The sequence below is a fragment of the Paractinoplanes globisporus DSM 43857 genome (assembly GCF_000379645.1).
Classification (GTDB): Bacteria; Actinomycetota; Actinomycetes; order Mycobacteriales; family Micromonosporaceae; genus Actinoplanes; species Actinoplanes globisporus.
In genome coordinates, this window is sequence record NZ_KB903317.1 from 1 (window position 1) to 24071 (window position 24071).

Here is a 24071-nt window from a genome sequence, read left to right on the forward strand (position 1 = left end):
GGGCACCTCCGGCATCGGCGGCGCGGGCACCTCCGGCATCGGCGGCGCGGGCACCTCCGGCATCGGCGGCGCGGGCACCTCCGGCATCGGCGGCGGGGGCATCCCCGGCATCGGCTCTTTCCCGCTTGGGCGGGGCGGTGGCGGGGACAGCAAGCCGCGGTCCGGCGAGGACGGGCGACCGGACTGGGCGGACTCGCGCGGGATTCCGCCGCAGCCGTCGGGTCGGCGTGAGGTCGGGACCAAGCGGCGGCGCATCGAGGGTTTCCGGCAGCGCCCCGACCTGCGGGTCATCAACGGTGAGGGGAACGGGACCGGGCGCACCCGCAGCGGTCGCCTGCGCCCGGTTCCGCGCGAGAACCTCGGTAACTGACGGCCGGTCTCAGCCTCGGTTGCGGAGCGAGGGAAGGATCTGGTCGGCGTACAGGCGAAGGAAGCGCTCCTGGTCGGGGCCGGGCGCGTGGAAAACCAGGTGCTTGAAGCCCATGTCGAGGTACTCCTCGACGCGCTCGCAGTGCTCGTCGGGGTCGGAGGAGCAGATCCAGCGGGTCACCGTGCGCTCGACCGGCAGGGCGTCGGCGCGGCGCTGCATCTCCAGTGGGTCCTCGACGCCGGTCTTCTCCTCGGGGGAGAGGGCCAGCGCGCCCCAGAAGTGGGTGTCGTTGCGCGCCCTTTCCATATCTTCGTCGAAGGAGACCTTGACCTCGATCATCAGGTCCAGGTCGTCGAGGTTGCGGCCGGCCTTCTCGGCGCCCTCGCGGACGGCCGGGAGCAGTGTGTCGGTGTACAGCTCGCGGCCCTTGCCGCTGGTGGTGATGAACCCGTCGGCGATGCGGCCGGCCAGGCGGGTCGCGGCCGGGCCCGAGGCGCCGATGTAGATGGGGACCTGGGTCTCGGGCTTGTCGTAGATGGTGGCGTTCTCGGTGCGGTAGTACTGGCCCGCGAAGGTCACCCTGTCCTCGCTCCAGAGTTTCTGGATCAGCTGGACCGACTCCTTGAGCCGGGCGAAGCGCTCCTTGCCGTCGGGCCACTCGATGCCGAGGGGCACCTCGTTCAGCGACTCGCCCGAGCCGACGCCGAGCACCACCCGGCCGGGCGCGAGGCAGCCGAGCGTGGCGAAGGCCTGCGCGACCACGGCGGGGTGGTACCGGAACGTCGGGGTGAGCACGCTGGTGCCGATCAGCACCCGCTCGGTGCGGGCGGCCAGCGCGCCGAGCCACGGGAGCGCGGCCGGGGCGTGCCCGCCGTCGTGCCGCCACGGCTGCAGGTGGTCGGAGGTGAAGACGGAGTCGAAGCCGAGCTCCTCCGCCAACTGCCCGTAACGAAGAAGCTCCGCCGGCGCGAACTGCTCGGCCGACGCCTTGTACCCGAACCGAATCATGCCTCGACCCTAACGCGCGGCCCCGGCCGGAAAACCTAGCCCGCCGCCTTGTACGCCTCCCCGGCCGCGGTCGGGGAGTCCCCGTCCTTGTAGAGGCCGAAGTCGACGCTGTCGCCGACCGCCGGCAGGCCGAACCACGCGTACCGCTCGACGTACGAGCGGCTCTGCAGGCCCTTGGTGGTGCCCTTGATGAAGGTGACCAGCTGGGCGGCGGACGGGTACTTCGGCGAGCCGTTGAAGTTCATGAGGCCGAACTCGGTGACCCAGATCGGCTTGTTGTACCGCTTGTGCACGGCGTCGACGTACCCGAGGAACTGGCCGACGGCCGCCGCGCTGAAGTCCGAGCCGTACCAGTGCAGGGTGATGAAGTCGACCCGGTAACCCTTGTCCTTCGCCCCGCTCATGAACCGGTCGAGCCAGCCGCCCGCGGTGTCTCCCCCGTACGCGACGGAAGGACTGCCCAGGCGCAAGCCGGTCGCCTGGAGCTTGGGCCACGCGGCCAGGGCGTCCTCGACGCTCATGTCGGCCTGCCCGGCCATGTCCGGCTCGTTGAAGCCGAGCAGCTCGCCGCCGCTCTCCTTCTTGGCCTGCGCGATGGTGGCGTCGGTGGCGTCGCCCTTGGCCCGGATCATCGGGACGAACTCGACGCCGGCCGGCCCGGGAACGTCGTTGTTGTTGGAGGCCCAGTTGTAGTACCAGCCGGCGCCGACGTCGGAGAGCGCCGACTTGAGACCGGTGAACTTCCAGACGCCGACGCCCTTCTTCTTGCTCGCCTTCGCGGTGATCACGACGACCGGCTTCTTGGTCGTCTTCGAGGGCGTCGGCGACGGGGAGGGCGAGCTCGGCGACGACGGCGACGGGCGAACCGTGGTCGGCCGCGGCGCGGGGGCCGAGGTGGTGAGCACGGCCGCGGTCGGGGTCTGCGGCGGGGTGTCGTGCCGGTAGACGACGACGGCCGTGGCGGTACCGGCGACGGCGGTGGTGGCCAGGGCCGCGGTGAGCACCTTCTGCGAGACGCCGAACCCGATCTTGGCGGCGAGGTGCGAGCCGCCGGTGACCGCCGTCTTGCCGGTGACCGCCGCGGTACCCGCCGCCGTGCCCAGGGAGCCGCCGAAATGGGCGAGTCCGGCCGGGAGCGGCACCAGGGCCATGCCGGCCAGCAGCCGCTCGGCGGCGACGAGATTGTGCCAGGCCGGCGTGCAATACGAGCAGTCGCGCGTGTGGCGGGCTATGCGCTTGCGCCACAGCGCGCCCGGCGTGCCGTCCCAGTGCACGGTGACCAGGCGCAGGTCGGGGCAGGGCGGCTGGGCGGCGAGCGCCCGCACCACGACGCGGGCGGTCTCGAGCTGCCCCTTCATCCGCTGGATGCGGACCGCCGCGTGCTGCCGGCTGACCTCGGTGGCCTCCACGATCTCGTCGCGGGTCAGCTCGCCGGACGCCTCGAGCCACCACAGCGACAGCAGCTCGCGGTTCTCCTCGTCGAGCCACCGGGTCGCCTCGGCCGTCTCGCGGCGCTGCCCGGAGAGCTCCAGCCGCGTGATGGCCAGATCCGTGAAGTCCGCCCCGGGGTCCCGTACGTCCTCGTGAACCAGCGCCTCGGGCGCGCCGCGCCGGGTGCGGAACCGCTCACGCACCTGGCGCACGGTGATCGCCACGAGCCAGGACCGGAACGACTCCGGCTCGCGCAGGTCGCCGAGATTGCGCAGCACCCGCAGCATGACGTCCTGCACCACGTCGTCGACGTCCGCGTGGCCCTCGAGGGCGCGGCCGACGATCGTGTAGACCAGCGGCAGGTAGCCCGCGACGAGCCGATCGACGGCGGCCGGGTCCCCGGCGCGGGCCGCGATGACCGTCGCGATGTCCGGTTGGTCCGCCATGTGCCTACCTCTCATCGTGCGTCCCCGGCCGTGGATTTCCGGGCGACCATAGGGGGACGCGCGAGCCGTCCATGGATAACACGTTTTTGCCGGGCATCCGGATGAGCCGGCACCCGGATGGGCGGGACCGTGATTAGCCGGGGGGTGGTCAGGGCACACAAGAGGCATGCGTTTGACAGTCCGGCTCGATCTGCCGCGTGAGGCGGGAAGCGTTCCCGCCGTTCGCCGACTGCTGCGCAGCGCCCTGGCCGTACTGCAGGTGGACGCGGAGTCCGGCGCCGATCTGGAACTGGCGATCACGGAGGCGTGCGCCAACGTGGTCAATCACGCGTCGGGCGCGGAAAGCTTCGAGGTTCTCCTCGAGGTGGGAGAGGACCACTGCGCGATCGATGTCCGCGACGACGGTGCCGGTTTCGACCTCGCGGCCGTCGGCCCACCCGGCGTGGATACCGAGCGCGGACGAGGACTTTTCCTGATCAGGGCTCTCGCCGAGAACGTACGGATGCACTCCGCGCCTCGTCACGGCAGCCTCATTCATTTCGAGAAGTCGTTCGCCTAGGGCTCGTCAGCCGCTCCGGGGGCATGCGCCTATCATGCTTGCACTCCGGCAATTATTGTCGGCTGGGAAAGGAGATCGAGTGTTCGACGGCCCGGCATCGGTCGGCTCGCTGCTTCGCGCGGCCCCGCCCGATCGTCTTCCCGAGGTCACCGCCGAGCACCTGCGTGCCCGCTACGCCGCCGACCGGGTCGAGGTGCTGCTCGCTGATCTGAGCCTGAACGCCCTCGTACCGGTCCTCGATCCGGAGGGACCCGTCGGCGGGCCGGTGGAGCAGCGGTGCTTCGGCAGCCAGCTCCCGATCAACGACCCGCGGCCGGACGGCCCGGCCCGCCTGCTGCTGCCCCTCACCGTCTGGGGCGACCGCCTCGGCGTGCTGAGCCTGGAGACCGAGCAGCCCGCCACCCGCGAGCTGACCGCGGATCTCGCCGCGCTCGCCGGTGAGCTCGCCATGGCGTTGCGCACGGCCGACCGGGACACCGACCGCTACCACAAGGTACGTCGCCGGCAGCGCCTGACCATGGCCGCCGAGCTGCAGTGGGACCTGCTGCCCGGGCGCTCGCTGAACGGCGAGCGGTTCCGGCTCGCGGGCGCGCTGGAGCCGGCGTACGCGGTCTACGGCGACCACTACGACTGGTCGATCACCGGCGACCGGCTCACGATCACGGTCCTCAACGGGCACGGCGACGGCATCGAGGCGTCGCTGCTCACGACCGTCGCGGTCAACGCCATGCGCAACGCCCGCCGCTCCGGCGCCGGGATCGTCGAGCAGGGCGAGCTCGCCTCGGACGCCGTCTACTCGCGGCACGGCGGGAACGCGTACGTGGCGACGCTGCTGCTCGAGGTCGGCCTGACCGACGGCGCCGTCGAGGCGGTGGACGCCGGCTCGCCGAAGGCGATGGTCGCCCACGACGGCGACATCCGGCCGATCACGCTCGACCAGCAGCTGCCGCTCGGGATGTTCGGCGACAACCGGTACGAGACGCAGAAGTTCCAGCTCGAGCCGGGCGACCGGCTGCTGGTGGCGAGCGACGGCGTGCACGCGGCGGCACCCGGTGGGCGGCCCGCGTACGGCACGTCGTCACTGCTCACGGCCCTGCGCCGGACCAGGCTGCAGCCGCCGTCCGAGGCGGTCGGCACGGTGATCCGCTCGCTGCGCGAGTATCACGACGGGCTGGACGCGGAGGACGATGCGGTGATTGTCTGCTTGGATTGGCTGCGGTAGGAGGGCATGATTCGCGGTCCGGCCGGGTAGTCACCCCGGCATCGCGCCACTGACGTCTGCAGAACAGGGACACATCCGACATGGACGACCGGGTCACCGATGTCGCCGCGGCCGTCGAATCGGCGGTCGAGTCCCTCGTGTCCGTGCTCGACTCGGCGCGGGCGGCGCACACCCCCACCGTGCCACCCGCCCAGCTGCGGGTGCTGACGATCATCGCGAGCAACCGGCACACCAACATGAGCCGCCTGGCCGAGGCGCTCGACGTGGTGCCCTCCTCGGCGAGCCGGCTCTGCGACCGGCTCGAGGCGGCCGGCCTGCTGCGCCGGGTGCCCGACCCGCGCGACCGCCGCGAGGTGCGGCTCATGCTCACCTCGTCGGCCCGGCGGCTGCTCGACCAGATCCGCGAGCGGCGCCGGCTCGCGCTCGCCCAGGTGCTCGACCGGATGCCCGCCGCGCACCGGGACGAGCTGCTGCGGGCGCTCACGTCGTTCGCCGAGGCGGCCGAGCCGGGCGAGCACGGCGCGCTGGGGCTGCGTACGGCCTGAGGTAGGTTCCCGTCATGCGCATCGGCATCGTGATCCTCCCTGACCAGCGCTGGCAGGTCTCGGCCGACCGCTGGCGGCGCGCCGAGGAGTACGGCTTCGACCACGCCTGGACGTACGACCACCTGGGCTGGCGCGACCTCGTCGACGGCCCCTGGTTCGACGCGATGCTGACGCTGACCGCCGCGGCGACGGTGACCAGCCGGATCCGCCTCGGCACGTACGTGGCATCGCCGAACTTCCGGCACCCGGTGCACTTCGCCCGCGAGGTGACCGCGCTCGACGACATCTCCGGCGGCCGCCTGCTGCTCGGGCTGGGCGCGGGCGGCATCGGATTCGACTCGGCGGTGCTCGGCGAGCCCGAGCTGACCCCCGGCCGGCGGATCGACCGGTTCGGCGAGTTCCTCGAGCTGCTCGGCACGATCCTGGCGAACCCGGCGACGACCTGGCACGGGAAGTGGTACCAGGCGGTCGACGCACGCAGCATCCCCGGCCCGGTGCAGCAGCCGCGGCCGCCGTTCATCGTCGCGGCCAACGGCCCGCGGGCGCTGCGGCTGGCCGCCAAGCACGGCGACGGCTGGGTCACCACCGGGCCGAAGGCCGACGACGCCGCGTCCTGGTGGCGGGCGATCGCCGAGATCGTGAGTCGCTTCGAGGAGACGATGACCGCGGCCGGCCGGAGCCTGGACGCGATCCCGCGCTATCTCAACCTCGACTCGTCACCGGTCTATTCGATGACCAGCGTGGACGCCTTCACCGACGCGGTGGGCCGGGCGGCCGGCCTCGGCTTCACCGACGCGATCACCCATTGGCCCCGTACCACAAGCTGGTACGCAGGCGACGAAAAGGTGTTGGAAAGGGTGGCCGGGCTGCTGCCTCAGTTGGCGGCGCGGTAAGCGTCGGTCACCGACTGCGGAATGCGGCCGCGCTCGGAAATCTGGTGGCCGTTGGCCTGGGCCCACTCGCGGATCAACCGGTTCTCGTCGCGGGAGCTGGCGGTGCGGCTGGGCGCGCTGCGCCGGGCCGGGATGCGGCCGCCACGGCCGAGACGGGTGCCCGCGCTGATGTACGGATCGAGAGCCTTACGCAGCTTCCCCGCATTGGCCTCGGAAAGGTCGATCGTGTAGTTAATACCATCCAGGCTGAACTCGACGGTGCGGTCGGCCTTCTTTCCGTCCAGATCGTCGATCAGCGTTGTGATGACCTGCCGCGCCATAACTGCTCCCGAAGAAAAGCGATCCCGAGTCAAACCGATCAACCGCGCCCAGTGTTGCTCGTAACCGGCTTCCCGCGCAACTCATCGGGCCGAAATTCGCAATTGTTTCCCACCGTGGCCGGTCCGTTATTCAAATGGCGGCACCGGCATTCACAGGAATCCCTCAAGCAAAGACGGGTGGCCGCGGGCGGCGTGGATCACCTAGGGTCGCAGACATGGACGAGCGCACGGCCTGGAACGAGCAGCGCCGGCGGGCGATCGACGACCACGCCGCCGCGCTGGCCGCCGGCCGTGAGGCGGAGGCCCGCAAGGCCGCTGACCTGCTGGCCGCGTTCGTCCGGCGGGCCGCCGAGCGCGGCCTGCCGCCACATCCGCTGGTTGCGAAGAGCTTCGACGGCCGCACCACGTACCGCACCAAGGCCCGTGGGTGGTATCTGAAGTCGAACCGCTCGGTGGCCGTCGGCGAGCACGGTGAGTATTTCGTCCTGTCCGTCCCGTCATCGTTGCGCAGCCGGTTCACCGGCGCCGACCTCTCCCCCAGCACCCCCCGGCTGATCGTCGGTGCGGGCGGCGGTGACGGCGAGACCATTCCGCTGGCTCAACTCCTCGACCAGCGGCTCGACTCGGGAGTCTCCTGGCCTTGATCCGCATCCCCCTCAGCCGGATCGCGGCGGCATCAGCTGCTGCTGTTTTGATGATCTCGATATCCGCGGTCCCCGCCGCGGCGGCGCGAAAAGCCGATGTCCCCTGCCCGAAGCCGAAAGTTGCCAAGCCCACCGGCATCCCGCCCCGGCCGGTTCCGCCGCCGGACGATCCGGTGAACAGCGCGGTCGGCGGCGACGCCCTCGCCACGCACGGCCTGGTCATTCCGGCCGGGGCCAAACAACCGCCGGCGGTCACGGCCACCACCTGGATCGTCGCCGATCTCGACACCGGCGAGGTGCTCGGCGCGTGCGGGCCGCACGTCTACCAGACCCCGGCGAGCGTGCAGAAGACGCTGCTGGCCGCGACGGTGATCGACAAGCTCAACCCGAAGCAGACCATGACCGTGGTGAGCAGCGACCTGGACATCGAGGTCAACAGCTCGGCCGTGGGGCTGGTGGTCGGCGGGAGGTACCCGATCTCCACGCTCTGGCTGGGCCTGCTGCTCAACTCGGGCAACGACGCCGCGAACGCGCTGGCCCGCCTGGCCGGTGGCGGCGGCGCCGACGGGGTGGCCAAGACGGTCGCCGGCATGAACGCGGAGGCGCAACGGCTCGGCGCGTACCAGACGCACGCGGTCACCCCGAGCGGGCTGGACGGCAAGGGGCAGTTCACCAGCGCGTACGACCTGGCCCTGATCGCCCGCAAGGATTTCGCCAACGCGGACTTCCGCCGGTACGTGCTCACCAAGGCCGCGCAGATGCCCGCCCAGCCGCAGTTGAAGAAGGGCGGCTTCCAGTTCCAGAACGAGAACAAGCTGATCTTCAACTACCCGGGCGCGATGGGCGGCAAGACCGGCTTCACCACGGTGGCCCGGCACAGCTACGTGGGCGCGGCCCAGCGCAACGGCCGGCGGCTGGTGGTGACGCTGCTCGGCGCCGAGGCGCGCCCGCTGCGCGGCTGGCAGCAGGGCGCCGCGCTGCTGGACTGGGGTTTCGCGCAGCCCAAGGACGCTTCGGTCGGCAAGCTGGTCACGCCGGAGGACGTCGCCCAGCAGACCGCGACCGCCGCGGCGCGGGCCGAGTCGACCACCGCACCCCGGACCGCCGCCGCGCCGTCCACCCGGCCGGACGGGCCGGCCCTCACGACCGTGGCCGTCGCGGGCGTGGTCGCGCTGGTGCTGGCGGGCACGCCCCTGCTGTTGCTGCTGACCCAGCGGCGGCGCCGACGGCCGGTGCGCAAGGTCAGGTAGCCACCAGCCCGAAGATCCAGACGACGGCGACGCCGAGCGCCGCCGTGAACTCGATAAGCATGGACAGGCCGGCCGCGCCGAGGGCCCTCTTCGTCGACGGCCAGGCCTGACCCGCGCCGAGCCGGGCCCGCTCGACCAGCCATACGCCGAGCACGAAGCCGAGGATCAGCCCCACCACCGGCACCACGAAGAACCCGATCAGCCCGAGCACTCCCCCGGCCAGCAGCGCCGAGTTCGGCACGCCGGCCGCCTTGAGCCGCTTTCCGGGAACGAGGTATTTCACCAGCGCGCCGAGCACGGCGACGAGCGTCGCCAGCACGAGCACGAGCCACTTGATCGCCCCCGAGGCGTCCCCGAGCAGTGCCCAGAACAGCACGCCGGCCCAGCTCAGCAACAGCCCGGGGACAACGGGGATCACGACGCCCACCACGCCGAGCGCGATGGCGATCCCGGCGATCACATTCACCGTCGTACCGGTGTCGGTGAGGTCCATGTGACCAAAGTTCCGATCCCTGGAGATTCCTAAACTCCCGCAACTTCAGCGCACCCCAGTGTGACCAGAAGTCGTACTCGTGGTCACCCAATGTCTTTCCCGTCAGCCGGGGAGCCCGTTTCGGGCCGCCGACATGAAACCGGGGGAAAGACATGACCACCACCGTGACGAACGCCAGCGACACCGCGCCCGCCGCGACGGTGCTCTCCGTCGCCGAGCAGGAGGAGCTGATCCGCACCCACATGCCGCTCGTCGGCCACCTGGTGCGCGACATGCTCACCCGCATCCCGAACCACATCCACCGCGACGACCTCACCAGCGCCGGCCTGCACGCGCTGGTCACGGCCGCCCGCGGCTGGGACCCGGACCGGGGCATCCCGTTCAACCGGTTCGCGAGCACCCGCATCCGCGGCGCCATCCTCGACGAGCTGCGCTCGCTGGACTGGGCGACCCGCTCGGTGCGCACCAAGGCCCGCGCCACCGACACCACGCGGCAGCAGCTGACCACCACGCTCGGTCGTACGCCGACCGCGGACGAGCTCGCCCAGGCGCTGGGCACCACGCGGACCGACCTGCAGCAGACCGACACCGACGTGCAGCGGGCCACCGTGCTCTCGCTGCAGGGCTTCACCACCAGCAGCGCCGACGACCTGGTCACCGAGAAGAACCCGGGGCCGGAGGACATGCTGTTGCACCGGGAGCAGATCGGTTACCTGCACCACGCGATCGGCTCGCTGCCGGAGCGGCTGCAGATCGTGATCACCGAGTACTTCCTGCGCGAGCGGCCGATGGCCGACATCGCCGACGACCTCGGCGTCACCGAGAGCCGGATCAGCCAGCTGCGCGCCGAGGCGCTGTCGCTGCTCAAGGACGGGATGAACACCCACCTCAACCCGGAGCTCGCGCCCGTGCCGGACAACCCGGAGAGCATCACGGCCCGGCGCCGGGCCACCTACTACGCGAGCATCGCGAACAGCACCTCGCTGCACAGCCGCCTCGCGATGACCAACGCACACGGGCACACGACGTTCGGCCGCGGCTCCAGCGACCGCACGCCGGCACCCGCGGCGTAGGCGACCACAGGCCCGGCGGGAAACCGCCGGGCCTCCAGCCGTCAGGCGGCCAGCGCCGTCAGCACCTTCGGGAGATCCGTGGTGTGCAGGACGCCGAGCCGGCGGGTGGCCCGGGTGACCGCCACGTACAGGTCGGACAGGCCGCGCGGGCTCTCCGCGATGATCTCGTCGGGCTCGACGACGACCACCGAGTCGAACTCGAGGCCCTTCGCCTGCCGCACGGTCATCAGCACCACCTGGTTGAGCAGGTCGGGTTGCTCGCCGACGGCCGCTCCCGGAACGGACTCGACCAGGTGCCGGCCCAGCTCGGCCTCCAGCGCCTCGGGCACCAGGACGCCGACCCTTCCCTCACCCACTTCACCAGCTTCCAGGCGTACGGCCGCTGTGATCTCGGCCGGAAGCGCGGCGCGCGGCACCCGGAGCGACCAGGGGTCCACGCCGGCGGATCGCACCGACCGGGGCGGCTGCAGCGCCGGATCGACCGCGGCGAGGACGTCGGCCGCCACCGCCATCACCTCGGCCGGCGTGCGGTAGTTGACGGTCAGCTCGACCAGGTTCCACCGCTGCGCCACGTAGGGCTCGAAGACCTGCTCCCAGCCGGTGGTGCCGGCCAGCTCGGAGGTCTGCGCGACGTCGCCGACCACGGTCATCGACCGGCTCGGGCAGCGGCGCATGAGCAGCCGCCAGGCCATCGGGGACAGCTCCTGCGCCTCGTCGACGATCACGTGACCGAAGACCCAGGTGCGGTCGGCCGCGGCCCGTTCGGCGGCGGTACGCGTGTCGATCACCTCGTGCCGCTCGACGAACGCGCTCGCGTCGACCACGTCGGCCGCGGAGAGCACCTCGTCCTTCTCGAGACCCTCGTCCTCGAAGTCGAGCGAGCGGGAACCCTCGACGATCTCCAGCACGCCCTCCGCGTACTCGATCGCCTCCCGCCTCTCCAGCGCCGCCTGCCGTCTCTTGAGGGTCTCGTCGACGCCGAGCAGCTCGGCCAGCTCGTCGAGCAGCGGCACGTCGGCCGGGGTCCAGCGGGCCTCCCGGTCGCGCAGCAGCAGGGCGCGGTCCTCGGCCGGCAGGTCGCGGGCGGCCGACTCCAGCCGGCCGGCGTCGGAGAGCAGGTCGCGCAGGACCTGGCGCGGCGTCAGAACCGGCCAGAAATCAAACAGAGCCTGCTGTACGTCGATGTCCTCGCGCAGTTCGCGCCGGGTCTCGGCGAGATCGGCCGCGGAGAGCAGGTTTTCGCCGCCGAGCGGGTCGGCGCCGATCCGCTCGGCGATCTGCAGGGACAGAGCGTGGATGGCCTCGGTCACGAAGATCTGCCGGGCCACGTTGTGCGGCCGGCCGGACCGGCGGGCCGCGGCCCGGGCGTCCTCGAGCACCGCCCGCTCGATGCGCAGCGGATAGCCGTCGTGGTCGACCTCGACGTAGTCGCCGGGCACGGTCTGCCGGTCGTCGACCGCCCTCTTCAGGACGTCGAGCATGCCGAGGCGGCCCTTGACCGCGGCCGCCGCCGACGACTCGGCCGCCCGGGCGCGGACGCCGGGGAACATGTCGCCGAGGGTCGCCAGCAACACACCGGTCTCGGCCAGCGACGGCAGAACCTGTGAGATGTACCGCAGGAACGTCGTGTTCGGCCCGAGGATCAGCACGCCCTGCTTGGTCAGCTGGGCGCGGTACGTGTACAGCAGGTAGGCCGCTCGGTGCAGCGCCACCGCGGTCTTGCCGGTGCCCGGACCGCCCTGCACCACCATGACCCCGTTGAGGCCGGCCCGGATCACCTCGTCCTGCTCGGCCTGGATGGTCTCGACGATGTCGCGCATGCGGCCGGTGCGGCTCGCGGTCAGCGCCGACAGCAGCGCGGCCTCGCCGGTCACGTCCTCCCGCCCGCCGGTGCCGGCGGCGGCCTCGAGGTCGAGCACCTCGTCGTCGATGCCGGTCAGCAGCCGGCCCCGGGTGCGCAGGTGACGCCGGCGGGTCACCCCGTCGGGCGAGACGGCGGTGGCGAGATAGAACGGACGGGCCGCGAGGGCGCGCCAGTCGACCAGCAGCGGGTCACGATCGTGTTCGGCGGCGGAAAGTCCGAGCCGGCCGATGTATCGCGGCTCACCCTCGGCGAAATCCAGCCGGCCGAAACACAAACCGTTCTCGACCGCATTCATCTGGGCGAGTTGTTCGGCGTAGTGGCCGCGGGTGGCCTCCCGCTGGGTGCGGCCCTGCGGGGTGCCGCCGGCCTCGAGCAGAATCGCCTTGAGGCGCTGATCGGCCTGCTCACGCAGGCTGTCCAGACGTTCGTAGAGGGTGGTGAGGTACGCCTGCTCGGAACGGAGATCGTCCGTGGCGGAGCTTGACAATGCCACTCCCCTTTGTGGTAACATTCGCCCGCAGCGACCATTCTTGGTCGCTTTTTTCGTTGCTCGACAATCGGCCAGATTAGCCCATCGACAGCGATGCTCCAACCGGTGACGGGAATGTCAGCAATCCGTCAACTTTCCCGGCGAGCCGTTACGCACGAGCCTCGATCAGACTTAACCCAGGCATGAACCACGACCACCCGATCCGACGTCTCGGCGCGCTCGCCCTCACCGCGGCCGCCGCCCTCACCCTCGTCACCGCGTGCAGCGGCGGCGATGACGACGCGCCGGCCGGCAACGCCGCGCAGGCCGCCGCCAACGGGCCCGAGCCCAAGACCATCGACGGCGCCCGGGCCGCCGCGCAGACCGTCTTCGACCGGTTCGCGGGCGGCGACTTCGCCGGCGCCTGGGACATGTACACCGCCGCCGGCAAGGCCGCGATCAGCAAGGACGACTACGTCAAGCTCAACCAGGCCTGCTCCCGCAAGGGCCTGGCGATCCAGCTGACCAGCGCCCGGATGGACGGCCCGGACCACGCGATCGTCATCGCGAAGCAGCTGGTGGCGACGCAGTCGTACACGATGGTGTACGAGAGCAACGCCTGGAAGCTGGAGCCGGCCAAGGAGGGCCTCGCGCTCTACAAGCTCGGCGCGGCCAAGGCCATCGCCGCCCAGAAGAAGGCCGGCACCTGCGCCTCCTAGAAACACCGGTGCCCGCCGCGAACCGCGGCGGGCACCCTCCCTCAGGCCGCTATCGGCAGGCCGTCGAGACCCGTCATCGCCAGACGGGTACGCAGGTCGCCCCGCACCGCGATCTGGTCGTAGTACGCGGCCCGCCGCCTCGCGACGCAGCCCTCCTTCGCCGGGCCCTGCGTGGCGAGGGCCGGGTCCAGGTGGGTGTTGAGACCGTCCCGCAGCAGCCCCAGCGCCTCCGCCCGCAACTGTGATACTCGCGACTCGGTGACACCCAGGTCCTCGGCGATGCGGGCCATCGGCCGCTCGTCGAAGAAGTAGCCCTGCACCACCGCGCGAAGCCGCTCGGGCAGCGCGTCGACCGCGTGCCGCAGGTAGCCCAGCCGCTCCCGGCGGATCAGCATCTCCTCCGGACCGGCGCTCGGCTCGGTGACCATGTCGTCCGCCGCGGCCGTCGCGAAGCCCTGGAGGCTGAACACCACCGCGCGGTGCACGTCGTCGTCGGCGGTCTCGATGTCATCGACCGAGCAGCCCAGCTTCTCGGCGACCTCCTGCACGGTCGGCGTGCGGCCCAGCTCGGCGGTGAGCTCCTGGCGCGCCGAGTCGGTGCGCCGGGCCCGCTGCCGCACCGAGCGGCTGGCCCAGTCGAGGCCGCGCAGCTCGTCGAGCAGGGCGCCGCGCACCCGGGCCGCCGCAAATCGGGCGAACGGGACGCCGCGCTCGGCGTCGAACCCGCGGGCCGCGTGCACGAGGGCCGCGTAGCCGGCCGACATCAGGTCGTCGCGGTTGACGTGCTGCGGCACCCGGGCCAGCATCTCGCGGACCAGGTGCCCGACCAAGGGCATATGCTCCTGGACGACGTCCTCGCGACGGCGTTCACGTGGGGGTGCACCGCTCATGGTGGGGGGCTCTCCTCGCGGTAACGCCCAGGTCGGGGGAATCCCGGGCACTGAGGAGAACGTTGAAGGGCGTTGAGTGCTGATCGGGTCCCACACGGGTGCAGCCCGGTTGCTTATAGACTTGATCGCTTGGGACGAACCTCGACCCTTTTTGGAGTTCCCGCTACATGACCACATTCACCGAGTTCGGCGTACCGGCCGCCCTCACCGCGGCACTTGCCGATCTCGGCATCACCACCCCGTTCCCCATCCAGGCCGCGACCCTGCCGGACTCCCTCGCCGGCCGGGACGTTCTCGGCCGCGGGCGCACCGGCTCCGGCAAGACGTACGCGTTCGCCCTGCCGGTGCTCACCCGCCTGGCCGCCTCCGGCACGCCTCGGCGCCCGGGCCGGCCGCGGGCGCTGATCCTCGCGCCCACCCGTGAGCTGGCCACTCAGATCGACGCCGCCCTGGCGCCGCTCGCGGCCGCGCTCAAGCTGCGCACGCTCGTCGTCTTCGGCGGCGTCGGCGCCACCCCGCAGATCAAGGGGCTGGCGGCCGGCGTCGACGTGCTCGTGGCCTGCCCCGGCCGGCTCGACGACCACCTGCGCCAGGGTCACGCCTCGCTGGAGAACGTCGAGATCACCGTGCTCGACGAGGCCGACCACATGGCCGACCTGGGCTTCCTGCCGGTGGTGCGGCGGCTGCTCGAGCAGACCCCGCGCGACGGGCAGCGGCTGCTGTTCTCGGCGACCCTCGACAACGGGGTCGACGTGCTGGTCAAGCGCTTCCTGCGGCGTCCGGTGACGCACGCGGTCGACTCGGCCGCCGAGACGCCGATCGAGATGACCCACCACGTTCTGCACGTACGCTCCGACGACCGCTTCGGCGTGCTGGTGGACCTGCTGTCGGCGCCCGGGCGCACGATGGTCTTCACCCGCACCAAGCGGCGGGCCAAGGTGCTGACCAAGCAGCTGGTGGCGGCCGGGGTGCCGGCGGTCGAACTGCACGGCAACCTCGCGCAGAACGCGCGCAACCGGAACCTGGCGGCGTTCTCGGACGGCAGCGCCGAGACGCTGGTGGCCACGGACATCGCGGCCCGGGGCATCCACGTCGACGACGTGGCGCTGGTCATTCACGCCGACCCGCCGGTCGAGCACAAGGCCTACCTGCACCGCTCGGGCCGGACCGCCCGGGCCGGCGCGCAGGGCACGGTCGTCACCCTGATGACCGACGACCAGCAGGCCGAGGTACGGGATCTGACCCGCAAGGCGGGAGTGCGGCCGACGACGAGCCGCACCCGGCCGGGCGACCCGCTGCTGGCCCAGCTCGCGCCCGGGGAGCGCCGGTTCGTGGCGCCGCCCACGGTGCCGGCCCAGGCCACGCCGTCGGGCCGTCCGTCCGGGCGTTCGTCGGGTCGCTCGCGGGGCCGGGGAGCCGGGCGCTCGTCCGCGCCGTCGGCTTCGTCGATCGGGTCCGCGTCCGGGCGCTCGGCCTCGTCCGCGCGTTCGTCGCAGGCCGGCAACCAGCCGGGCGCTTCCGGGCAGCGCGGTTCGGCCGCGGGTAAGGCCGCGGCGCCGCGGGTCGAGCGCTCGCGGGGCCGGGGCACCGAGCCGGCGGCAGCCACCGCCCGGCCCGGGCATGCTCGGACCGGTGGTGGGGCCGCCGCCTTCTCGGCATCGAGCCGGGCCGGTGGTCGCCGGGGCGGCGGGCGCTGACCCGCGGCCCAGCACGCCGCGGCCCAGCACGCCGCAGCCGCTCACGCCGCGTTTCTCACGCCGTGGCGTAGATCTCGAATTTCAGGTGGACGGGCCGGGAGACGATTCCCCGGCCCGCCTTCACGCCGGCCGCCACCCGGTCGACGGTGCTGCTCGCCGTGCAGCGGTAGCCGTCGCCGGCCGGCTCGATGCCGTCGATCACGAGGGTCACCTCGCTGTCGGTGCCGCGCACGGAGAGCACCCCGGTCAGCTGCCAGCCGGCGGCCGAGCGAACACAGCCGGTGCTGCGGAACGCGATCACCGGGTGGTCGGCCACCGCCAGGAACTTGCCGCGGATGTCCTTGTCGCGGCGGGCGTCGTCGCTGCGGAACGACGCCGCGTCGAGCTGCGCCGAGGCGCTGGAGCGGGCCGGGTCGCCGCCGATCGTGACCGTGCCGCCGCGGATCGCCATGGTGGCGGTGACGGGCTTGAGGCCGAAGGCGTGCGTGGCGTGGAGCGTGCAGGTCGAGCGGGCCAGGTCGATGCTGTAGGTGCCGGGCCGCAGGTCGGTGCTGCTCAGGTTCGTTGTCATGACCCGAGACTCGGGCCTGGCGGCGCCGGGGACGTCAGTGCTGGTACTGAGTTTCGCCACGTAGGTCGGCGCGGCCGGTGAGCCCGAGCTTGCGCAGGATGCTGCGCACGTGGGTCTCCACCGTACGCTCCGAGAGGACCAGCCGGTCGGCGATGGCCCGGTTGGAGAGCCCCTGGGCGACCAGGGCGGCGATCTCCCGCTCGCGGGCGGTGAGCTGGTCGTCCCCGGCCAGCGCGGCGGCCTCCGCGGCGATCGCGGGCATGCCGAGCCGGCGGGCGGTGGCGAGGGCCCGGCCGGCCAGAACGCGGGCCGCACGGTGATCGTCGGGGCGCAGGAATCGCGCGTACGTGATCTGGCTGAGTGCCACGAACGGAGCGGAACCGAGACGCTCCTCCATGGCGACCGCGGCCGAGAAATGCTCGCCGGCGGCGGGCTCCCCGAGCGCGGCGGCGATCACGCCGAGCAGCCGGGAGGCGGACCCGAAACAGGCCGACATCGAGTTGAGGTAGAGGTCGGCGTAGCGCAGGCCGAGCCGGTAGCACTCGGCGGCCAGCTCGAGATCGCCCACCCAGGCCGCCACCTCCCCGGCCGAGAGCACGATGAACGGCCGCCGACCGTCGACCGGCAGCCGGGGCAGGATCCCCCGCATCTGGGCCACGTGCTCGGCGGCGATCTCCCGCTCCCCCATCTCCATGGCGATGCGGGCCAGTTGCGTGACCCCGATCGGCACGCCCGGGAACCGCATGGTCATCGCGGCCAGGTCGTCGGGCCAGTGCAGGGTCTCGCCGGTGAGCAGGGCCAGCCCGCTCTGGAACGCCTGCAGCAGCAGACCGGCCGACGTGTCCTGGGCGCGCAACGCGAGATCCCGGGCCTCGACCGCGGTCGCGGCGGCCTCCGCGAACCGTCCGGCGAGCATCGCGCGGGCGGCCCGGGCCCGGAGCAGGTGCCAGCGGGCGACCGGCCAGCCGAGGCGGTCGACGAGCTCGGCGAGCCGGGTGCACTCCGCGTCGAACTCGGCCAGGTCGCCGAGGCAGAGCCGGGCGTCCAGGAGCCAGGTGCGGCTCCACAGCTCGGCGTCGGGACGGCCGCTCGGTCCGGCCAGCTCGACGCCGCGCCGGGCCAGCTCGAGCACCTCGTCGACGCTGTCCATCGGGTCGAGCAGCTCATGGCGGGCGTGTATGGCGGCGACCAGCGCCCCCGGATGCCCCGATCGGGAGGCCAGTTCCATCGCCTCCCGGCTGATCGGCTCGGCCCGGCCGGCGTCGTGCATCTCGGCGATCAGGAACGCGTACTGGGCGAGGACCTGGGCCCGGTCGGCCTCGCCGAGATCGAGGGCGAGGGCGCGCTCGCACAGCCGGATCAGGGCCGGGGCGAGGACGCTGCCGAGCCCGCCCAGCCCCCGGATCACCAGCGCGGCCGGGGCGCCGACCTCGTCGACAATCGCCTCGCAGTCGGACACGGCCAGGTCGAGCCGCCCGTCGCGGTAGGCGGCGCCGGCGCGTTCCAGGCGGATGTCGTGGGACGGCGCGTTCTCGAGGGCCCGGGTCAGCCAGTGCACGGCCTCGCCGTGGTCCAGCTCGCCGGTCGCGTGGCGGGCCGCGGCCACGCACGCTTCGGCGGCAAGCCGCCGCGATTCAGGATCAGCAGCCGCGCGTACGCGATGACGGGCGATCTCGATCGGCCCGGCGCCGGCGTCGGCCAGCGCGTCGGCGATGAGCGCGTGTGCCCGGATCCGCGCGTCCCGGGTCATACCGGCGTAGCAGGCCTGCCGGACCAGCTCGTGGGCGAAGCGCAGCCGGGCCGGCGCCCAGGGATCGTCGACGAGCACGCCCGCCTCGATGGCCGGCGCCAGGTCGCCCAGATCCAGGACGGTGGCATCGACCTCGGCCCCGACGGCGGACGCGACACCGAGCAGCTCCCGGCAGGCCGGGGTCAGGTGGGCCGTGCGGCGGGCCACCAGCCGGCGCAGGCCGTCGGGCAGATCGATGTCGCCGGCCGGGCGGGCCAGCCGTCCCTCGCGCGCCAGCAGGCGGCCCACCTCGCGGGTGTAGAGCGGATTGCCGCCGCCGAGCTCGTGCACGACCGGCGCCCAGGTCCCGTGCGCGGGCGTGTCGCCGAGTCGGTCGAGGTAGGCCGCGACGGCCGGGACGTCCCAGGGCCGCAGGGGAAGCACGGTCGCGTCGGGGAGGTCCAGCTCGGTGCGGGAGGTGCCGAGCACGAGGATGCGGGTGGTGGCGACCTCGCGGGACAGGGCGGTGAGCAGCGCGATCGAGGCCGGGTCGGCCCAGTGGAGATCCTCCAGGACCAGCACGAGCGGCGCGCTCGCGGCCGCCGCGGCCAGCGCCGACACCACGTCGCGCATCGCCCGGAACCGCGCCGCCGAGGCCGACTCCCCCGCGTCGGCCAGGGAGAGCAGCGAGGGGTCGAGGCCGTCCACATCGGAATCGAGGAGCCGCAGCCAGGGCCAGAAGGCGGGCGCGCCCTCGTCGGGGTCCGCCCGCCCGGCGAGCACGACGACGCCGGCCGCCGCGGCCCGGGAGACGGACTCCTCGACGACGGCCGTCTTGCCGATGCCGGCCTCGCCGGTCAGCAGGGCGACCGCGCCCGACCCGTGCGCCGCCGCGGCGCGCAGCTCGTCGAGCGCCACCACCTCGGCGACCCGGCCGACCAACCCCGCACCCATGGGGACAACCTGGCGCTGCACACGGCGATTGTCCATCAGGAATCCGTCCCACCCACCCACCGACCGTCCTGGATTCAGCAGTTGGTGGACCCGCCCGGCTCGCCGGGGCAGCCGCGAACTCGGTTGCGTCGAGGGAAGGCGGCTGATCGGCTGGCACCATGCGGGCCGACTGGGATCTCATCGTCACACCGTGGCACCTCGACGAGCACATCCCGGCCTTCCCGATCCCCGCCAACGTGACCGAGACGATCAGCCCTGCGCCCGCCCACGTGACGCAGCGGTACCAGGCGGTCGCCGACGCGGCGGCACGGGCAACCCGACCGCTCCTGCTGTCCGGCGACTGCCCGGCCGCCCTGGGAGCGGTGGCCGGGCTGCAGCGCCGCCATCGGGACCTGGCCGTGGTGTGGCTGGACGCGCACGGCGACTTCAACACCCCGGCCATAACGATCAGCGGCTACGTCGGCGGCATGGCGCTGGCGATGCTGACCGGCCGGGCACCCGAGCTATTCGGCGACGCACTCGGGCTGCGGCCGGTGGCCGACGCGCACGCCGTGCTCGCTGACGCCAGGGACCTCGATCCCGCCGAGCGGGACGCCCTGACCGTCAGCCAGGTCCGTCGTGTGCCCGCCGACCCGGCCGCGATCACCTCGGCCCTCGACGAGATCGGCGGGATGCCGGTCTACCTGCACCTCGACGTGGATGTCATCGACAGCGCGGAACTGCCCGGCCTGCGCTTCCCCTCCGGCCCCGGACCGTCCGTCGCCCGGATCGAGGAATGCCTGGCCGCCGTCTGCGCCACCGGCGATGTGACAGCCGCCGGCATCGCCTGCGCCTGGCGGCCCGACCGCGTCGGCGACCGGGCCACGCGCGAGACGATCACCCGGCTCGCCGGAGCACTCGGCGCCGACGTGGCCTGGAGCGAACCCGCCGGCCGCTGACCGTTCAGCGAGGCGGCGACGGGTCCTGGGCTGGGGGGCGACGGCGGAGGTGGTGGGTCCTGCGCCGCCGCCCGCTTGGGTGGGGGACTACTTGCTGGGGGCGGGGATGTCGCACTTGATCTTGGGGTTGATGCCCAGCCAGTTCAGCGGGCCGGCCACGATGGTGACCACGATGGTGCCGGCCTTGGCGCAGCTGGTGTCGCCGGTGTCCTTGAAGTAGCCGCGTTCGGCTGCGGCTACGGTGCCGAGCACCAGCCAGATGACAAGGATTACGGCGCCGATCGATCCTGTGCGCATCGGGGGTCTCCTGTGGTTTGGGGATGACCATGGAGTACCCCGTGCGCGTCGATCTCTAAACGGGACTTCTCAAGCGGTGCGGATCGCCTGGAGGGTGTAGGTCAGCGGGAGACGGTCGGGGTTCTCGTTCAGGTGGTACTCGCCGTCGGGGGTTTTGTACATCTGGCCGGGAAGGGCGTCCCACGGGACCGAGCGGTGTTCGATCAGGCCGGTCAGGGTCATCCCGGCGTCGAGCAGGGCGGTGATCACCTCGCCGAGGCCGTGGTTCCACTCGTAGGAGGTGCTGCCCTTCAGCTCGACGTCGGTCCGCACGTAGGATCCGTCGCCGGTGTAGACCATCGGCTCTTTGACCTCGAAATACGGATATTTCACGACGAGGGCGTCCGTGCGCTCATCGTCGAGAGCCCAGAGCATCGGGTGACCCTCGCGGAGGAAGAGGCGGCCGCCGGGGCGGAGCAGCGAGGCGACCACCCGGGCCCATCGGGCGATGTCGGGCAGCCAGAGCAGGGCACCCACGCCGGTGAAGACGAAGTCGTAGCCGTCGCCGGCCACCGCGAGGGCGTCGTAGACATCCGCCTGGACGTAGCGGACGTCGGCGTTGGCCCGGGCGGCGATGGTGCGGGCCTCCTCCAGGGATTTGTCGGAGAAATCCAGGCCGGTCATGGTGGCGCCCAGGCGGGACAGGGAGACCGTGTCGGTGCCGATGTGACACTGCAGGTGGATTCCGCGCTGTCCGTCGAGGGGGCCGAGCAGCTCGCGATCGAACTCCACGACCTCGCTCAGCGCCGACGGGTCGGAAACCAGCCTGGCGACCGGATAGTCAGGAGACGCGGCGTGAGCGGCGGCGCGGCCGTTCCAATGGGCAAGGTTGACGTCTCGATAGTCGGTCACGGGGGCACCATAGACGTCCCGGGACCCGCGCGCCGTAGAGTTTCCGGGTCGGGCCGGCGACGAAGGTGAGCAGAGGGGGCGCGAGGTTGGAGAGCAGGCGTACGACGGTGCGTGACGTGCGCCGGGCCAATCGGTCCAGCCTGCTTACCGATCTGTTCCACGGCGGGCTGCAGAGCCGGCAGCAACTGGCGGGCACGACCGCGCTGAGCCAGGCGAGCGTCAGCAACCTGATCGGCGAGATGCTCGAGGAGGGCCTGGTCGAGGAGGCCGGCCTGGTCGGCTCCGACGGCGGCCGCCCGCGGGTGTTGCTGCAGGTGCGACCCGGATTCCGGTACGTGGTGGGCGCCGACGTGGCCGAGACCCGCATCCTCGTGGAGCTCTACGACCTGTCGATGGCGCGGCTCGCGGCGGCCGAGTTCGAGCACGACGACGACCCGGAACAGGTGGCGGCTCAGCTGCTGGCGGGCCTGGCCGCGGTGACCACCGCCGCCGGCGTGGCCGACGCGGAGGTGCTCGGCTTCGGCGTGGGCGTGCCGGGCGTGGTCGACCAGGACGGCGTCGTCGACTCGCAGTCGACCGGATGGGACGCCGTGCCGCTGGGCGAGATGCTGCGGGCCGGCACCGACGTGCCGATCTTCGTGGAGAACGGCGCCAAGACCTTCGGCCAGGCCGAGATGTGGTTCGGCGCCGCGCACGGGGCACGCCACGCGGTCATCATCATGATCGGTACGGGGGTGGGCGCGGCCGTCGTGATGGACGGGCGCGGCTACCGCGGCGCGAACAGCAACGCCGGCGAGTGGGGACACACCACATTGGTGTACGACGGGGAGCTGTGCCGGTGCGGCGCACGCGGCTGCCTCGAGGCCTACGTCGGCGCCGACGGCATCGCCCGGCGCCTGGCGACCGCGACCGGCGAGCCCTACACCGCCGACATGCTGGCGGAAACACTGGGCCACGACCTCCCGCCCGAGGCCGCGGCGGTCTTCGCCGAGACGGTCGGTTACCTGGGGGCGGGCATCGCCGACCTGATCAACCTGTTCAGCCCCGAGCGCATCGTCCTCGGCGGCGTCGCCGGGGCACACCTGGCCCGGCGCTTCCTCCCGGAGATCCGCGAGGCGGCCGCCCGCCATGCCCTGCGCCGCCCCTACAGCCAGACCAGCATCGACCTGTGCACGCTCGGCCAGGACGCGGTGGCCATGGGCGCCGCGACCCTCCCGATAGCGCAACTGCTGGCCGACGGCGGCCTCCCCGAGCCGGAGGAGCCGATGATGGCCCTGCCGCCGAAGTCCCGCCGCCCGTCCGAGCGCACGCGCCGCTGAAAGGGGAAGCAAGGGGAGTGTGAGGTCCGCCGACAGCCCCGGGGTTGATCCCCACGAAGCCGCCGGCGGAAGAATCATCGACCCTCGCGGGTCCGGGTGATCGTGTCGCGGTACCAGAGGGCGCTCTGCTTGGGCGTGCGCGCCTGGGTCTCGTAGTCGACGTGGACGATGCCGAAGCGCTTGGCGTACCCCTCGGCCCATTCGAAGTTGTCCATCAGTGACCAGGCGAAGTAGCCGCGCACATCGGCGCCCTGCAGCCGGGCGTCGGCCACCGCCTTGAGGTGTGTCGCCAGATAAGCGGTACGAGCCTCGTCAGCGACAAATCCGGTCGAGTCGGGGTTGTCGGGGAAGGCGGCACCGTTCTCCGTGATGACCATGGGAAGGCCGGGGTAGTCCCGGTGCAGCCGGACCAGGAGCTGGGTGAAGCGGTCCGGCGTGATCGGCCAGTCCATCGCGGTGCGCGGGGTGTCGGGCAGCACCGCCCGCACGACCGGCTCCCCGGACGCGTCGTGCGTGTTGCCCGCCTCGTCGGTCCCGGCGAAGTTCTGTCCGAAGTAGAAGTTGACCCCGAGCACGTCGAACGGCGTGGAGATGATCTCGAGATCGCCGTCCTGGACCGGGAAGGGGGTCGTCAGCTCCGACGTGATGTCCTCCGGGTAACGCCCGTGCCGCAGCGGATCGAGATAGATCCGCAGCCCCATCCCGTCGGCCCGGCGCGTCGCCTCGCGGTCCTCCGCGGTGTCCGAGACCGGATCGGCCGTGCCCATGTTCAGCGTGATCCCGTAGGTGTGCGGCCGGGTCTCCAGCGACCGCATCCGCTGCGTGGCCAGCCCGTGCCCGAGCAGCAGGTGATGCACGGCCGCGATCGCGTCGCCGAAGTTCTGCCGCCCCGGAGCGTGCACCCCGACCTGGTATCCGAGCCACGCCGAGCACCACGGCTCGTTCAGCGTCGTGAACGTGGCGACCCGGTCCTGGAGCTTCTCGAAGACCAGGGTGGCGTAGTCGGCGAACCGGTACGCCGTGTCGCGCACGGGCCACCCGCCGGCGTCCTCGAGCTCCTGCGGCAGGTCCCAGTGGTACAGCGTCACCCACGGGTCGATCCCGTTGGTCAGCAGCTCGTCCACGAGCCGGTCGTAGAACGCGAGCCCGGCCGGATTCACCGGCCCGCGCCCGCCCGGCTGCACCCGCGGCCAGGACACCGAGAACCGGTAGGCGTCCACGCCCAGCGACTTGATCAGCGCGACGTCCTGCGGCATCCGGTGGTAGTGGTCGCACGCGACGTCACCGTTGTCGGCGTCGTGCACGGCGCCCGGCTTGCGGCAGAAGGTGTCCCAGATGGACGGTGTCCGTCCGTCCTCGGACGCTGCGCCCTCGATCTGATAGGCGGAGGTGGCGACGCCCCACTGGAACGTGGGCGGCAGGCCGGCGATGGGCGCGGCGAGAAGCGGTGCGGCGGTGGTAGTGGGGTTCATGTCTCTC

General features: G+C 72.2%; 23 protein-coding genes. 12 read left to right on the forward strand and 11 right to left on the reverse strand.

Going from position 1 to position 24071, the window contains the following annotated elements; translation table 11 throughout:
* The coding region (locus A3CQ_RS54545; RefSeq protein ID WP_040433232.1) for a hypothetical protein at positions 1-370 on the forward strand (370 nt) is incomplete at its 5' end.
* A gap of 9 nt (positions 371-379) precedes the next feature.
* Here the strand turns inward: A3CQ_RS54545 and fgd are convergent.
* The gene (gene fgd, locus A3CQ_RS0129980; protein ID WP_020514648.1) at positions 380-1378 is read right to left on the reverse strand and encodes a glucose-6-phosphate dehydrogenase (coenzyme-F420); all 999 of its coding nucleotides are present in this window, start codon (positions 1376-1378) and stop codon (positions 380-382) included.
* A 35-nt stretch (positions 1379-1413) separates the two neighbouring features.
* The gene (locus A3CQ_RS0129985; RefSeq protein ID WP_020514649.1) at positions 1414-3255 is read right to left on the reverse strand and encodes a sigma-70 family RNA polymerase sigma factor; all 1842 of its coding nucleotides are present in this window, start codon (positions 3253-3255) and stop codon (positions 1414-1416) included.
* 166 nt (positions 3256-3421) lie between these two features.
* On the opposite strand from A3CQ_RS0129985, the gene A3CQ_RS0129990 reads away from it, so the two are divergent.
* The 4 genes from A3CQ_RS0129990 to A3CQ_RS0130005 all read left to right on the forward strand — a co-directional run bounded on the left by A3CQ_RS0129990 (position 3422) and on the right by A3CQ_RS0130005 (position 6474).
* Positions 3422-3814 carry an ATP-binding protein gene (locus tag A3CQ_RS0129990; RefSeq protein ID WP_020514650.1) on the forward strand — a complete coding sequence of 131 codons (393 nt, stop codon included), beginning with the start codon at positions 3422-3424 and terminating at the stop codon, positions 3812-3814.
* A 79-nt stretch (positions 3815-3893) separates the two neighbouring features.
* Complete coding sequence (locus A3CQ_RS0129995; RefSeq protein ID WP_020514651.1) at positions 3894-5036, forward strand: PP2C family protein-serine/threonine phosphatase; 1143 nt, start codon at positions 3894-3896, stop codon at positions 5034-5036.
* A gap of 80 nt (positions 5037-5116) precedes the next feature.
* Positions 5117-5581, forward strand: coding sequence for a MarR family winged helix-turn-helix transcriptional regulator (locus tag A3CQ_RS0130000; RefSeq protein ID WP_020514652.1), 465 nt, complete (start codon positions 5117-5119; stop codon positions 5579-5581).
* 14 nt (positions 5582-5595) lie between these two features.
* On the forward strand, positions 5596-6474 hold the full coding sequence (locus A3CQ_RS0130005) for an LLM class flavin-dependent oxidoreductase (RefSeq protein ID WP_020514653.1): 879 nt from the start codon (positions 5596-5598) through the stop codon (positions 6472-6474).
* On the opposite strand, the gene A3CQ_RS0130010 is transcribed toward A3CQ_RS0130005, so the two are convergent.
* A complete protein-coding gene (locus tag A3CQ_RS0130010) occupies positions 6456-6794 on the reverse strand; it encodes a histone-like nucleoid-structuring protein Lsr2 (protein WP_020514654.1) in 339 nt (112 codons plus the stop codon). The genes A3CQ_RS0130005 and A3CQ_RS0130010 overlap by 19 nt on opposite strands.
* 215 nt (positions 6795-7009) lie before the next feature.
* Here A3CQ_RS0130010 and A3CQ_RS0130015 point away from each other — a divergent pair, with 215 nt between their 5' ends.
* Together A3CQ_RS0130015 and A3CQ_RS0130020 are read left to right on the forward strand one after the other, a co-directional pair.
* On the forward strand, positions 7010-7438 hold the full coding sequence (locus A3CQ_RS0130015) for a hypothetical protein (RefSeq protein ID WP_020514655.1): 429 nt from the start codon (positions 7010-7012) through the stop codon (positions 7436-7438).
* A gap of 50 nt (positions 7439-7488) precedes the next feature.
* Positions 7489-8688 (forward strand): D-alanyl-D-alanine carboxypeptidase family protein, encoded by a 1200-nt coding sequence (locus tag A3CQ_RS0130020; protein WP_084699289.1) that lies wholly within the window; start codon positions 7489-7491, stop codon positions 8686-8688.
* On the opposite strand, the gene A3CQ_RS0130025 is transcribed toward A3CQ_RS0130020, so the two are convergent.
* Positions 8681-9181, reverse strand: coding sequence for a DUF456 domain-containing protein (locus A3CQ_RS0130025; protein WP_020514657.1), 501 nt, complete (start codon positions 9179-9181; stop codon positions 8681-8683). The genes A3CQ_RS0130020 and A3CQ_RS0130025 overlap by 8 nt on opposite strands.
* A 152-nt stretch (positions 9182-9333) precedes the next feature.
* Here A3CQ_RS0130025 and A3CQ_RS0130030 point away from each other — a divergent pair, with 152 nt between their 5' ends.
* Positions 9334-10254, forward strand: a complete 921-nt coding sequence (locus tag A3CQ_RS0130030) for a sigma-70 family RNA polymerase sigma factor (RefSeq protein WP_020514658.1) — start codon at positions 9334-9336, stop codon at positions 10252-10254.
* A 41-nt stretch (positions 10255-10295) separates the two neighbouring features.
* On the opposite strand, the gene A3CQ_RS0130035 is transcribed toward A3CQ_RS0130030, so the two are convergent.
* Entirely contained in the window at positions 10296-12629 is a 2334-nt protein-coding gene (locus tag A3CQ_RS0130035; protein ID WP_051115392.1) for a HelD family protein, read from the reverse strand.
* 161 nt (positions 12630-12790) lie between these two features.
* On the opposite strand from A3CQ_RS0130035, the gene A3CQ_RS0130040 reads away from it, so the two are divergent.
* A complete protein-coding gene (locus A3CQ_RS0130040) occupies positions 12791-13306 on the forward strand; it encodes a hypothetical protein (protein WP_020514660.1) in 516 nt (171 codons plus the stop codon).
* 41 nt (positions 13307-13347) lie between these two features.
* Here A3CQ_RS0130040 and A3CQ_RS0130045 read toward each other — a convergent pair whose 3' ends face one another.
* A complete protein-coding gene (locus A3CQ_RS0130045) occupies positions 13348-14196 on the reverse strand; it encodes a sigma-70 family RNA polymerase sigma factor (protein WP_026206346.1) in 849 nt (282 codons plus the stop codon).
* Between the two features lie 167 nt (positions 14197-14363).
* Here A3CQ_RS0130045 and A3CQ_RS0130050 point away from each other — a divergent pair, with 167 nt between their 5' ends.
* The gene (locus A3CQ_RS0130050; RefSeq protein WP_020514662.1) at positions 14364-15893 is read left to right on the forward strand and encodes a DEAD/DEAH box helicase; all 1530 of its coding nucleotides are present in this window, start codon (positions 14364-14366) and stop codon (positions 15891-15893) included.
* A gap of 55 nt (positions 15894-15948) precedes the next feature.
* Here the strand turns inward: A3CQ_RS0130050 and A3CQ_RS0130055 are convergent, their stop codons facing one another.
* Positions 15949-16464: a YceI family protein gene (locus A3CQ_RS0130055; protein WP_020514663.1), complete on the reverse strand. Its 516-nt coding sequence runs from the start codon at positions 16462-16464 to the stop codon at positions 15949-15951.
* 34 nt (positions 16465-16498) lie between these two features.
* The gene (locus A3CQ_RS0130060) at positions 16499-19147 is read right to left on the reverse strand and encodes an ATP-binding protein (protein WP_020514664.1); all 2649 of its coding nucleotides are present in this window, start codon (positions 19145-19147) and stop codon (positions 16499-16501) included.
* Between the two features lie 158 nt (positions 19148-19305).
* On the opposite strand from A3CQ_RS0130060, the gene A3CQ_RS0130065 reads away from it, so the two are divergent.
* A complete protein-coding gene (locus A3CQ_RS0130065; protein WP_020514665.1) occupies positions 19306-20085 on the forward strand; it encodes an arginase family protein in 780 nt (259 codons plus the stop codon).
* A gap of 87 nt (positions 20086-20172) precedes the next feature.
* Here the strand turns inward: A3CQ_RS0130065 and A3CQ_RS0130070 are convergent, their stop codons facing one another.
* Positions 20173-20382 (reverse strand): hypothetical protein, encoded by a 210-nt coding sequence (locus A3CQ_RS0130070; protein ID WP_020514666.1) that lies wholly within the window; start codon positions 20380-20382, stop codon positions 20173-20175.
* 69 nt (positions 20383-20451) lie between these two features.
* Positions 20452-21273 carry a class I SAM-dependent methyltransferase gene (locus tag A3CQ_RS0130075; RefSeq protein ID WP_020514667.1) on the reverse strand — a complete coding sequence of 274 codons (822 nt, stop codon included), beginning with the start codon at positions 21271-21273 and terminating at the stop codon, positions 20452-20454.
* A 116-nt stretch (positions 21274-21389) separates the two neighbouring features.
* Here A3CQ_RS0130075 and A3CQ_RS54550 point away from each other — a divergent pair, with 116 nt between their 5' ends.
* Entirely contained in the window at positions 21390-22592 is a 1203-nt protein-coding gene (locus A3CQ_RS54550; RefSeq protein ID WP_020514668.1) for an ROK family protein, read from the forward strand.
* A gap of 74 nt (positions 22593-22666) precedes the next feature.
* On the opposite strand, the gene A3CQ_RS0130085 is transcribed toward A3CQ_RS54550, so the two are convergent.
* A complete protein-coding gene (locus A3CQ_RS0130085) occupies positions 22667-24064 on the reverse strand; it encodes a GH1 family beta-glucosidase (protein ID WP_020514669.1) in 1398 nt (465 codons plus the stop codon).
* Between the last annotated feature and the right edge of the window lie 7 nt (positions 24065-24071).